Annotated in this window: 14 protein-coding genes; 1 reads left to right on the top strand and 13 read right to left on the bottom strand. The window is 68.9% G+C overall.

Features of this window, described 5'->3' with window-relative positions:
• Positions 1 to 25 precede the first annotated feature (25 nt).
• The 6 genes from AB0D94_RS07095 to AB0D94_RS07070 form a co-directional block, all read right to left on the bottom strand.
• Positions 26 to 178: a hypothetical protein gene (locus AB0D94_RS07095; protein ID WP_362046776.1), complete on the bottom strand. Its 153-nt coding sequence runs from the start codon at positions 176 to 178 to the stop codon at positions 26 to 28.
• The gene (locus AB0D94_RS07090) at positions 175 to 1,641 is read right to left on the bottom strand and encodes a replication initiator (protein WP_362046773.1); all 1,467 of its coding nucleotides are present in this window, start codon (positions 1,639 to 1,641) and stop codon (positions 175 to 177) included. Before AB0D94_RS07090 ends, AB0D94_RS07095 begins: the two co-directional genes overlap by 4 nt.
• Before the next feature lie 134 nt (positions 1,642 to 1,775).
• The gene (locus tag AB0D94_RS07085; RefSeq protein ID WP_362046770.1) at positions 1,776 to 2,525 is read right to left on the bottom strand and encodes a DUF2637 domain-containing protein; all 750 of its coding nucleotides are present in this window, start codon (positions 2,523 to 2,525) and stop codon (positions 1,776 to 1,778) included.
• Positions 2,526 to 2,577: 52 nt separating this feature from the next.
• Positions 2,578 to 3,984: a cell division protein FtsK gene (locus AB0D94_RS07080; protein WP_362046767.1), complete on the bottom strand. Its 1,407-nt coding sequence runs from the start codon at positions 3,982 to 3,984 to the stop codon at positions 2,578 to 2,580.
• Positions 3,981 to 4,226 carry a hypothetical protein gene (locus tag AB0D94_RS07075; RefSeq protein ID WP_362046764.1) on the bottom strand — a complete coding sequence of 82 codons (246 nt, stop codon included), beginning with the start codon at positions 4,224 to 4,226 and terminating at the stop codon, positions 3,981 to 3,983. The genes AB0D94_RS07080 and AB0D94_RS07075 overlap by 4 nt, the downstream gene beginning before the upstream one ends.
• Entirely contained in the window at positions 4,226 to 4,642 is a 417-nt protein-coding gene (locus AB0D94_RS07070; RefSeq protein ID WP_362046761.1) for a hypothetical protein, read from the bottom strand. The genes AB0D94_RS07075 and AB0D94_RS07070 overlap by 1 nt, the downstream gene beginning before the upstream one ends.
• Before the next feature lie 164 nt (positions 4,643 to 4,806).
• On the opposite strand from AB0D94_RS07070, the gene AB0D94_RS07065 reads away from it, so the two are divergent.
• Positions 4,807 to 5,412: a GntR family transcriptional regulator gene (locus AB0D94_RS07065; RefSeq protein WP_362046758.1), complete on the top strand. Its 606-nt coding sequence runs from the start codon at positions 4,807 to 4,809 to the stop codon at positions 5,410 to 5,412.
• 1,647 nt (positions 5,413 to 7,059) lie between these two features.
• On the opposite strand, the gene AB0D94_RS07060 is transcribed toward AB0D94_RS07065, so the two are convergent.
• From AB0D94_RS07060 to AB0D94_RS07030, 7 genes are all read right to left on the bottom strand, one after another.
• Positions 7,060 to 8,316, bottom strand: coding sequence for a tetratricopeptide repeat protein (locus AB0D94_RS07060; RefSeq protein WP_362046755.1), 1,257 nt, complete (start codon positions 8,314 to 8,316; stop codon positions 7,060 to 7,062).
• 40 nt (positions 8,317 to 8,356) lie between these two features.
• Positions 8,357 to 9,283: a hypothetical protein gene (locus AB0D94_RS07055; RefSeq protein WP_362046752.1), complete on the bottom strand. Its 927-nt coding sequence runs from the start codon at positions 9,281 to 9,283 to the stop codon at positions 8,357 to 8,359.
• A 133-nt stretch (positions 9,284 to 9,416) separates the two neighbouring features.
• Positions 9,417 to 9,575, bottom strand: coding sequence for a hypothetical protein (locus AB0D94_RS07050; protein ID WP_362046749.1), 159 nt, complete (start codon positions 9,573 to 9,575; stop codon positions 9,417 to 9,419).
• 111 nt (positions 9,576 to 9,686) lie between these two features.
• Entirely contained in the window at positions 9,687 to 9,815 is a 129-nt protein-coding gene (locus tag AB0D94_RS07045; protein WP_362046746.1) for a hypothetical protein, read from the bottom strand.
• Positions 9,812 to 10,018, bottom strand: a complete 207-nt coding sequence (locus tag AB0D94_RS07040) for a hypothetical protein (RefSeq protein WP_362046743.1) — start codon at positions 10,016 to 10,018, stop codon at positions 9,812 to 9,814. Before AB0D94_RS07040 ends, AB0D94_RS07045 begins: the two co-directional genes overlap by 4 nt.
• Positions 10,019 to 10,026: 8 nt before the next feature.
• On the bottom strand, positions 10,027 to 10,266 hold the full coding sequence (locus tag AB0D94_RS07035) for a hypothetical protein (RefSeq protein WP_362046740.1): 240 nt from the start codon (positions 10,264 to 10,266) through the stop codon (positions 10,027 to 10,029).
• Between the two features lie 167 nt (positions 10,267 to 10,433).
• Positions 10,434 to 11,615 carry a helix-turn-helix transcriptional regulator gene (locus AB0D94_RS07030; RefSeq protein WP_362046737.1) on the bottom strand — a complete coding sequence of 394 codons (1,182 nt, stop codon included), beginning with the start codon at positions 11,613 to 11,615 and terminating at the stop codon, positions 10,434 to 10,436.
• Positions 11,616 to 11,619: the final 4 nt, after the last annotated feature.

Raw genomic sequence — 11,619 nt, 5'->3', positions numbered from 1 at the left:
ATTGGTCGAGGGCGGCACAGTTGCGTCAGGCAGCGGCCGGGAAGTCGATCACGTCCGCGTGGTCACCGTTCGAGTCTTCCAGCTCGCGCAGGTAGCGGCGGGCAGCAGCCTTGCCGATGATTTCCCAGAAGCCATCCCAGCATTCGGCTTCCGTGGGGCGACGGTCAGTGCGGCTCATGCCCACACCTCCCCTTCGGTCTTGGCACGCTCCTTGGCTGCGCGGGCGAGCTCTACTTCGTGGCGTGTCTGGTTGGCGAGGAGTTCTTCGCCGGGGCGGTAGCCGGTGGCGAGGAAGGCCCAGGACGAATCAGTGACGAGGGTCGAATCACCGGCCGGGGCCGGGTGCCCGGCGCGTTCACGGGCGGCTTCTGCTTGGGCGATGCGCCAAGAGCGGCGTACGTCGCGGAGCGCGCCGAGGGTGGTGGAGTAGGCGCGGGATTTGGTGGAGAAGTGGCCGCGGAAGCCGAGCATGTGGGCCCACTTGGTGAGCTTGAGGTGCGCGAATTCGGGCATGCCGCCGAGGGTCCAGGCGGTACGGATCATCGTCCGGATGTGCGTTTGGACGCGGAGGTCTTTGAAGGGTTCGGCGCGGCCGGTTCCCTCGCAGTGGGAGCACAGGTCCCTTACGCGTCCGCCGACCTGTCCACGGCCGGAACACGGCGCGCAGACCAAGGAGCGGTCCACGGTGCCGGAGCCTTCGGCGCTTTTGGTGGCGTACTTGGCGATGTAGGACGCCACTCGCTGGTCAGTGAGTTCGCCGTCCGCCAGGGCGGTGATCTCGCGTACGTCGATCTGTTCGCCCCACCCGAATTCGCGGTCGCCCACGGCGTCGGAGTTGAGGGTGAGGACGACGCGTGTCGCGGCCTCGTTGACCGCGTGGGTCAGCGCTTCGGCGGTGGCGAAGGCCGGCGGAGTACTGGTGTGGCCGTCGGGGCCGTCGAGGCGGATGACGGCGTGGAAGTGGACCAGGCCCCGCTTCTGGTACTCGGCGACCTTGGCGAAGGAAACCCGCACAGCGGCGTTCAGCGCCTTCTGGGTCATGCCCAGGTACTGAGCCAGCTCACGCCGGAGATAGAGCGTGAAGCGGGCCCACAGGGCCCCTGCGTGGGCATTCCACAGGACCGCGCCCGCGTAGTCGTACGTGCGGGGGTTCAGGGGCGTGCCGAGTTCGGGGGCGTCCTCGTCATGCTGTTCGCCGCAGCGGCAGGGGCGCGGCTTGCCACCGCCCGTGGGCCGGTTGTGGACCGGGCCGAAGGAAGGCGGGGTGAGGGTGACGAAGAGGCGGGGGTGCGTACGGACGGTTTCGGCGACGTTCTTACCGCCGGAGAGCCCGGCGCGCACGAGGTGGTAGGTGTCGGCGGCGTAGACGCGGGAGCATGACGCACAGCGCGAGGCACGGCGGTTTCCGCATGCGGTCAGGAGCCGTCCGGTGGGTTCGTCGGCGGTCGCATAGGCCCGGACGACCGTGTTGGTCTTGGTGTCGCGGGTCTCGGTCCAGCCGACGAGGTTGACCGGCGCGGAGCAGCCGCCGAGGCGGGTGACCTGCTCGCGGACACGGTCGAAGTCTTGGAGGTTGGCCAGTTCGATCAGGTCCCGTACGGCGGGGCTGATCACGTGCCGCAGGTCGAGTTCGCGGGTCATCGGCGGGATTCCTTCCGTACGAGGGTGGGGGCCCCGGGCAGCACACGCAGAAGGCGAAGTGCTGCCCGAGGGCATGACTGACCGGGCCCAGGGGGCAGCGGGGGTGGAGGGTTGCCGGAAGGCCGGCGGGAGGGTCAGGCCGTCAGCGCGGCGTGCGCGGCGGTGGCCAGCGGCAGGGCGATGCCGAGGCGGGCCTTGAGCTGCATCGCAGTGATGGGTTCACCATGCGCGGCCAGGTGGGAAGCGGCGATGGTGCGGGCCGCGCCCATCAGCGGTTCCGGTACCACAAGGGCCCGAGCCGGGGATGTGCTCACCACCGGGGCCGGTGCAGCAGTGGCGATCGGCGGCGCATCGGCGAGGTTAACCGCGGATTCGGCGACAGGTGCCATCACGGCCGGGGCCGGTTCTTGGTCCGGGTCAGGTGCCGGTGCCGGTTCGGACGCCGCGACCGGTTCGGATACCGGGAGCGGCACGGGAGCGGCGTTGGTGGTGTGGAAGTGCCGGAGCAGGGCGGGGCCCACCGAGCCCCAGCCGAGCAGGAGGAGCGGGGCCACGCTGTCGAGGGCGGCCCGTCCGTAGTGTCCGGCCAGGAGCGGGTGCGCGGTGTTGAGGGCGAGGGTCAGCAGGCCGGACAGGTGCATGAGCCGAGTCGCCGAGCGCAGGTCACAGGCGGGGACTCCGCGCAGGGACAGGGAGCGCAGCGCGACCAGGAGCCCGACCACCGACAGGTCCACCATGGGCGCGATCAGCGGAGCGATCGAGGCCGGGACTCCGAGGCGCAGGGCCAGGGCCCAGACGTTCCCGAACGAGAACACGAACGCCAGGGCCGCGATCAAGATCATCACTATGGTGATGGTGCGCTGCGTAGTCCGGTCTTCCGTCAAAGTAATTCACCTCCCTTCCTGGAGAGTTGGATGCGGGCGTGGGGTTGGGGAGTCAGGCCGCTGCGGGGATGTCGTCCTGTCCGGGGTCGTCCTTGCGCAGGTTGGGCCGGGTCAGGTTGGCGAGGAGTTCCGTCGGGTCCTGGGTGAGGTGGGCGGTTGCCTGGGCGACGGCCGCCGCGTCGGCGGGGTCGAGGTAGGGGGTGCGGACGCGGACGAAGCCGGGGCGTCCTTCGGCGGCCATGGAAGCGACGCCTACGTACTGGGAGCCCTGAAGGTTGATCGGGTCCATGTCCGGCCAGTTGCGGATGTCATCCCCGAGGGCGGCGACAGATGCTTCGGTGGTGCGCTGGTAGAAGGACAGGGCGGCGCTGCACACGTCCCTGATCGAGGTGGGGATGGCGTCGCCGGTCGCCTTCTGAGTGGCCGGCACCGTGAAGATCCCGACCGACCGGCCGCCCTTGACGAGCAGACCCACCAGGCGGACGTTTTCCGCCGCGAGCGCGGCGAGTTCGCGGGTCTCCTTGTCGCTGCCCTTGTGGTCGTGGAAGAAGGTGTGGGACTCGTCGATGATGGCGATCACCAGCGGCCACTGTTTGCTGGGGCCGACGTTCCACATGTTCGCCGTGCCCAGTACCGCCCTAGCCATCGTGGCGCGGTCGTGAAGCAGCTTGACCAGGCGCCGCAGGAGCGCGTTGGCCTCACGCAGGTCGTTTCCGGCGTGCGCGAACACACGGGGCAGCACGTCCGCGTAGTCACCGTGGGCGGCGTTGGACACCTTGCCGTCGATCACCGCGAACTGCACGGCCGGGGACGGCCCGAAGTAGGTGATCAGCGCGGTGAGCTGGTTGGACTTGCCGCCGCCGACACCGCCCGCGACCACCGCCCCCGACTTGTTCTTGAGCTCGATGTGGACCCGGGCTCCGTACTCGTCGCGGCCGACCGGCCACACCGTCAGGTCAGTGGGCGGCCTCCCGGTCGGCACGTACTCGGTTTGACCGGTCAGCGGGTCGGTGCGGATCGCCCGCAAGATCGCGTGGCCCGGCTTGCCCGCCTCGACTGCGACCCGGACGCAGCCCCAGGCATCGGCCAGGAACCGGGCCTTGTCCTGAAGTTCCTTGATCCCGACCTTCGGCAACAGCTTGACGTGGACGATCACCCCGTACCTGTCCGGCCGGGTCTTGATCATCGGGACCAGTTCGCGCGGCTTGGGCTCCGGGGCGTCCTTGCCAGTGTTGAGGAAGGACAGCCAAGGCGGGGTTCGGTCGATGACCGACAGCCCGGCCATCTTCGCCAGGCGCGCCCACGTCATCCGGATCTTCACGGCCTGCCGGATGCTCCGGCGCGTCTCCTTGTCCGCCCGCACGTAGCGGACCGTCTTGACCACGGCCCACACCACCAGCAGCACGGCGCAGAGCACCATTACCACCGGCGCCCAGCCGAAGACCTCTTCCACGCTCATCGCGGCCTCCCCAGCCCCTTCTTCTTCATGTCCTCGATGGACCGGTTGACTTGCGCGCAGATGCCGTATCCGTAGACCGACATCCGGGCCTGAAAGACCGCGTCGGAGACGTGCATCCGGGCGATCGGGTCCAGTTCGATCCCGTGGGCGGTGAAGACGGCCAGCACGTCCTCGGACAGCGACAGGACGCCCTTGCCGCCACCGGGCGGAGTCGTAGAACCCCGCCCGGCAGTGGCGCCCATTACGCGGCCTTCTTGATCGCAGCAGCCGAATCGGCCGACTCGGAGACCGTCGCGGCCGGAGCAGCGGGCGCGGCCATGGCGGGGGCGGGGGCCAGTTCCAGACGGGTGACCCGGTAGGCGACGCCGTCGGAGAGGCTGCCGTTGAAGATGCGGGCCCACGGGGTGGCGATCAGGTCCACCGGACGGACCATGACTCCCGCCGCCAGGCCCACCGGGAGACCGGACTGCGGCACGGTGATCTTGAGGACCTCGGCGCGGCCGTCCGACATCTGCATGACCGTGACCGTGTAGAGGATCTCCCCCGTGTCGCGGTCGGTCGCGATCTCCCCCGTCTGCGGGTTCTTGATCTTCGGGGTGCCGCCCGTGCCGGTGATGTAGTTGTCGGTCTGCTTGACGAGGACCGGGATACGGGCCATGTGTTCACTCCTGTGATTTGGGGCCCCTGGTGGGGCTGATGGGAAAAACGTACCTCGCCCAGCTAGCCAGGTCAACATCGAATCGCTGCGTGGCTTAGCTAGGTCTAGCTAAGTGGGTTGGCGGAACACGGGATAGCTGGGCTAGGGGCCGCTACTCTGGGCCCATGACGAAACGGCCCTCCAGCGACACGCGCCCGCCCTACAAGCGGATGGCGGACGTGCTGCGCGACGAGATCGAGCGGGGTGTCCTACAGCCCGGCCAGCAGCTCCCCTCACACCGTGAGCTGCAAGAGCGGTTCGAGGTCGCCAACATGACCGCCCGCAGCGCACTGCGCGTCCTGCGGGACGAGGGCCTGATCCACACCATCCAGGGCCGGGGCAGCTTCGTCCTGTCACCTCGGAGCGAAGAGGCCGGCGACGCCGAGCATCCGGGCGAACCGGTCGGCGACTACGTCCCTCCGGCCTGGTACACGATGCAGGTCGGCCGCAAAGAGTTGTGGACCGGCGCCGGTAGCCCGCTCTCGCTGCGCGAGCTGCTCAGGGGCGAGCCGAAGCCCGAGGCCCAGACCTCCGGCGAGGCCGAGCCCGCCGCGCAGACCCCTGGGGCATCCACGGCCACCCACGAGCCGGGAACGCTGACCCGGCCGGACGCCAGCCCGGAGTTCAACGCCCTGGCCCAACAGGTAGAGACCCTCACGCAGCAGGTAGACCAGCTCACGCAGCTTTTCCAGCAGGTTCTTGAGGCAGTGCAGAAGCCGGACCAGGCATAGCGCCCAGCACGCTCGCGACCTCTTCCGCCAACTGGGCCAACCGCTCCACCCGCTCGCCCAGTTGAGCCAGATACCCGGCCATTACCTGCTGTTCCCGCTCGTTCATGCCCACCCCGTTCTTGTTGCGTGCGTGCGGTATTTCCTGCCGGACAGCGCCCGGCGATAGCGGCCCTTCATCACTGCGGGGGCCGTCCGGTCCGGGCAACCCTGAGGCATCCGGGCCGATTGCTCGACCCCTCGATCCCGCAGCTCCCGCCCCACGGGACGGCATTGGCTCAGCGCCCGCCCCACGCGCACGCGATCCGGCATCGCATCCCGCCAGGCGGACAGGGTGGACCCCCTCCGGCCTGCGTGCCTGGTCCGCCATCACGGTCTCCTTTCGCTCTGCCCTCACACCCTGATCCTCCGGAGAATCCGGGAATTCCGAATTCACGGAGTCCGCGGTATAGGCCCCCGGACCGGTCCGGCCCTGTCGCTTGCTACAGGTGGGGAAAACAGCCCCCGTGTGACGCTCCGCCCATGTGGTCTGCATCACAATCAACTCCCCTCCTGAATCCGGCTCCCCGGCCTGTACTTACAAGGGTCCGGAGAATCCCCGGTTTGGCTGACCGGGGATCGTCGGCTATATATGTCGGCCCGCAATCGCGGATCACACATAGAGGTGCGAGAGACGCCCCGCGTGTGACCTCGCGCGAAGTGCCCTGGATCACACCGAACGCCTTCCGTGCGCACGGGCCCCGGACCATCCAGCGCGAGCCGCACGCAATGGGTGAAAGCGAATAACTCACCCAAACCGACATCCCGGACCCTCTTTCGTCATGACCTGTGGATAAGCCCGTGAAAGCGGCTCGTAGACACCAGAACATGCCGACCCTGTGGATAAGGGAGAGCGATTCCGCGATCAGACTGGGGCAGAGCATGGCAAAACAGCCCACGCCTACCGGCCGAAGCGGCCGAAGGGATGAGCTGTCCAAAGTTTCTTTACTGGATCAAGGCGGCCCGCTGACGCGGGCCGCGCGGCGCGGCGGCCCCAGGCCGCCGCTGGCTCCATGTCTCCGCCACCGCCCGCGACGGCCCCCGCCCACTCGCGCCGCAAGTCCGAGGAAGCGGTCAGTCGTGTCCCGGAGGAACCCCGGGAGCTGCCCGACGGCGAACACGGCCAACAGGAACGGGACGCACGCCAAGCCCGTACAGGTCACCGCGGATTGCTGTCCACCCACACGTGGCCGGGGCCGGCGGCCTCCACGGCTTTACCCACCTGTTCGGCTCGGGGCCCGAGTCGGGCAAGTCCAGGGGGCCACTCGATCAAATTCCGGGCAGGATCAAAGCCTGCCCGAGTTGCCGGACAGCGTAAGGCCCCCTGAACATGCCCGACCCCAACCCGAACAGGACACCGGCCAAAGCCGCTCCAGCCACCGGCGCGGGAAAGTGACCGGCCGACGTCGGCAACGGCTAACCCGTGGGCCGGAGTTCACGCGCGAAGACCCCGACGCAGGGGAAATGCGCCGGGGTCTGAGGGAGGTGGTGCGGGCGTCAGGCAGTGAACTCCGCCGCCGATGCGGACGGCGGGGGGTGGGGTTGCCTTCCGCCAGCCTCTCGCGCGATGTCGAGCACCGGTGGACTCCCTCGCCAGGGGGTCCACCGTCCTCAGCGGGGGACCGGTGGAAGTTGGTTGACGGTACGCGAAGCCTGATCGCGTGCGTGGAAGCCGAAGCTGGCAAGGATGACGCGCTCTCCGACGCCGAGGGGCGTCCGGCCGTGCGGCGTGAGCGCTCCATCGAACACGACACAGTCTCCCGGTGCGAGATCGCATTCAAGGTAGCCGTAGGCGTTGATGAAGACGGTGCAGCTCACCGTGGGGGTCGCGGTGAGGCGATCGTGCTTGAGGCACAGGATCAGGTTGGCCTCCCCGAAGCCGAATTCGTCAACGTGGAAGTCGAGGAACTGCCCTTCCTCCAGGTAGGCGATGTAGACGCCGGTGTGGGGCTGCTGGACCTCCAGGCCGGTGGACCGCGCTACGACAGCGGCGAGATCGACTTGTCCCGCGAATCGGTTCGCCGCCTCGCCGACGGCCGCGTTCCACTTGCCGTTGTGCAGGTATCCGTCAGCGGCCAGGGCCTTCTCGGCCTCCTCCGCCATGCCGGCGAGCAACTCGACGGGGAACGACTGATCACGCAGGTGGCGGGGGTGCACCCGCTCGTGCGCGGTGAGATCGCGTACGGCGTCCCGGAGAGTTGGAAACCCTTCCTCCCACTGGGCCGGTGTCCGGGCGGTGGTGCGGGATTGGAGCCATGAGGTCCATCGGCTGCTCCACTGTGCCGCTTCTGCGGCACCATCCGCTGATGCGGGCGTATCGGCGCTTGCGTGGCTGATCAGCAGTTCGACGCGGTCGAGTGCGGTCTGGGTGGATTCGATCAGCCCGGCGTCGCCCTTGGCGGTCCGCAGCCGCAGGGCTTCCTGTAGGTGGGCGCGGGCCGGCGTGAGGCTGCCCTGTTCCATGAGGTGCTTGCCGAGGTGCTGGAGGGCGAAGTCGAGGAGTTCCGGGTGCTGGCTTCGGGCGCCGTCCAGGGCCCTGCGGTAGAGCACGTCAGCGGTCTGGGCCTCACCGGCGTAGCGGTACGCGTCGCCGAGGTTGAGCTCGGTGGCGATGACGGCCCCGGAGTTGCCGCTGGCTGTGGCCAGGTCGAGCGCCTGCCGCAGAAACACGCGTGCGTCGTCGTGGTGGCCCAGGCTCAGCAGGCCGATGCCGGTCCACCGGGCCAGGACGCGGGCCCTGGCGATGTCCGTACCTTCGGGGAGCGCCTGGAGTTCCCCGCGGATCTTCTCCACGGCGGTGGCCAACTGGTCGTGGTCGGTGGGGACCATGCGCAGGTCTTCACCTTGTGTGATGAGGTGCTGGAGCACTCATCTCTCCCTTGCTCGGTTCCCGCTCCGGTCGCCGGTGCTAGAGCTGGTCAGTTTGGTGTCGCAGGTCGGCCAGCAGTTCCCTGCCGTGCACGGTGAAGTGCTCATCCAGGAGTTCGAGCTGGCCCATGAGGTAGCGGACGGCAGGCATGCCCTCGTCGTAGGCGGCCTGGAAGCTCGCACGCTCGTTTGTGGTCAGGTCGTCGCGGTCGAGTTCGGTCCGGCGAAACCGCAGCAGTTGGTTGTAAACGCAGGTCGCGTGGAAGGCCCGGTCCACCTCCCAGAACTGGTTTCGGGCGACGCCCTGTGTGGCACGCCACGCGATTTCGATCTTGGGGGAGGTCTGGGAGGAGTAGCCGTCGGCGAAGACCTGGTGCTGGAGGACGTGGAAGCTGACCGACTGGTGCACGGCCTCGTGCAGGAGGTTCTCCGCGAGGAAGAGGCGGGACGGCTCCGGGCTGACGGTGTTCGGCGGGATGTGGTGCCGCGCCTTCTCGGAGAACACGATGACGTACGGGAGCGCCGGATCGCTGGAGCTGGTCAGTGAGGAGTTGCGGATGCCGGGCTTGAGGGCCACCCAGAGGAGTCCCCGGACGAACTCGCGCACGCGGGCGAAGCCGTCGGGGTGGACGGTGGCCAGGCGCTCCAAGGCCTGGGTCAGTGCCGCGCGCCGCTCGTCGGTGTGCTCCACGATCTCGTAATCGCTGAGGTTGATCTCGTCGGCGATCTGTGCGGGGAGTTCGGCGTCGAACCAGTCGAAGCCGACTCCGGAGGCGTGGACGCTGTCGCTGCGCAGGGCGCGGGCATGCTCGGCGTAAGGGACGCCGGACTTCACGAGGCGTTCCATCAGGGCGAACGGCAGAGCCCACTCGGCGCACTCTTCGCGCAGACGGTTCAGCGCCGACTCCTTCCGGTCCAGATCGAAGAAGGAGCCGGACTCTACACGGGTGGAAATGGTGGTCTGCAACGTGACTCCCCTTGGCTGCGATGTGCGGATGGCGGATCAGGCAGTGGCGCAGATTGCGGCGGGTCGGCTCAGGATGAGCACCCGAGCCGACCCGCCATGCCGTCAACCAGGCGGCATCAGTTCAGGACCGAGATCAGATCTCGGTTCCCTCCGGAGCGAAGTCGCCGTCGGGGACCGAGTGGTCCAGACGCCGCGTCAGGGACTCGACACCCGTCTCCGGCTCGAAGACGCCGTCCGGGACCGAGTGGTCCAGACGCCGCGTCAGGTTGTCGATCTGGGTGGTGCTGGTCATGGTGGTGCTCCTCTCACGATGGGCGAGTGGTGCGACCCTCCCGGCGGGAGGGCGTAGTTCCCCCGCCCGTGCCGACGCCTGCGAGACCTGGCCGGGCGGGGAGTCTGTGAGTCAGTGGCTGGAGTTGCCCGCCCCGGCGAGCGCGAAGACCAGGGCGCTGACGGCGAGCACGTAGAGCGCGGTGGCGAGCTGCTGGCGCCACCCCCACGGGTCGCGCGGTAAGTGGCTCCGGTCGCTCATCGGGCGTCTGCCTGGCGGAGCGCCTGGTGGCCGGGGACGACCCATTCGACGCCGCCCCCTTCGGGGCGCAGGAAGATCGCTTCGGGGAGGACGCGACGGGTCTGGGGGTCCTCCCACTCGCCGATGAACTGGACGATCCCCTCGGCCTCCTTGGCCGGGTCCAGGACGCGGGCACCCTCGTGCAGCCAGGACGGAACGTCCATGCGCCGGCTCACTCCGTACCGTCCATGCCAGCCCGGTCGTGCTGGTCGTCCGCAAGGTCGATGCGGGCATGGACGGCACCGAGCCTGCGCCTGCCGTGTTTCGCTCGCGCCATCAGGGCCGGGGACGGCTGGCCGTACGCCTCGGTGACGTCGGCCGGGGCGGCGAAGGCGTCCCAGGGAATGCGCGGCTCGGGCTGGTCTTCGAGCTGCCGGACAAGGGGCGTTCGGCGAGGGAGAGGCTCGGTCATGGCGCGCTCCTTCGAGGAGGGGCGGCAGCCGGTCCCAGAAGGGGGACGACGGGGACCGACTGCCTGCGGGGCCTCTACAGAGTGAGCGCATCGTTGCAGTGAGTGAAGAGCAGGGGCGTAGCACTACCGGGATCCGCACAGGGTCCGACTGCTACGCCCGGTAGCACTTACGCGAGGGTGGCGCCGATGATCTTTGCGATCTTCCGGGACCGAGAGGTGGTGGCGTACCCGGCCCGTTGGGCGATGACGCCGGGGAGGGTCTGGTGGCGCACCCATTCCGGGTGGTCCTTGCACACCGTCAGCAGCGTGTCCAGGCACGTGTCGTACTGCCCGGTCGTGCACTGGGCGAGGGCGATGTCGAGCTGGAGCCGGTTCTGTGCGGCCTGGTGCAGTGCGGACCAGTCGTGTACCGCCTCGGCGAGGTCCAGGGCCTTTCCGGCCTTGCCGGTGGACACAGCGATCCCGACGGCCTGCGCGGTGACGGCTGCGGGGCCGAACGCGGTGCCGTTGACCATGACGTCACGGCCCAGCCGGGCGGCGACGGCGGACCCCTGGGACAGCAGATCCTCGGCGGTGGTGTTGTCTCCCTGGCGGGCCGCGACGACGGCCGCGAAGGTCACGTGCCATCCGTAGGTGGCGAGGCGTACAGGGTCACGGTCGCCATAGGTGGGCTCGATGCTGGTGTAGGAGATGGCCGCGGTGTGTTCGGCGTCATCGAGCCGGGCGTCCCGCAGATAGACCCACGAGCGCCCGGAGGCGACGGAGGCTTCCCGTACCGGATCCCCGGCCTGGCGGGCCTGGTCGGCGGCGTGGCCGATGGCGGCGTACGCGAGATCACGGGCTCCGAGCTGGTTGGCGACGTAGGCGGAGAGACGGTACGCGTCGGCTAGGACTCCCCGCGCGGTCATCCGGCGATCCGGCGCGGCGTCCGCGAGGGCCGTTGCTGCGTCTCGGACGCAGGATGCGGCGAACCGTCCGGCGACGCCGATCCGGCCGGCGCGGTAGGCGTCCCATCCCGCTGTGAGATCGGCGGCGAAGTCGACGGGTTCCCTGTCGGTTCCGATCCCTGCTGCGGTGTCGTGGACGGTGCGTGACAGTTCGCGCAGGGTGGTCCGGTCGTCCGCGAGCATCGCCCTCCGGGGAGCCTGCTGACCCACGATCACGGAGACGTCGGCGCCCAGGGCGTGAGCGAGCCGCAGGAGGGTGGGCAGGGAGATCTGTCCCCGGTCCTGCTCGGCTTTGCGGATGGTGGCGATGGACAGGCCGGCGGTCTCGGCTAGTTCTTCCTGAGTGACGGATCCGCGAAGCAGCTTGATCCGCTGGCCGGTGGTGTGCTCGTTCCACTTCATAGCG

It is taken from the genome of Streptomyces sp. NPDC048255, assembly GCF_040652415.1.
Lineage (GTDB): Bacteria > Actinomycetota > Actinomycetes > Streptomycetales > Streptomycetaceae > Streptomyces.
The sequence above is the reverse complement of the archived record's forward strand: the minus strand, read 5'-3'. Positions and strand labels throughout refer to the sequence as shown.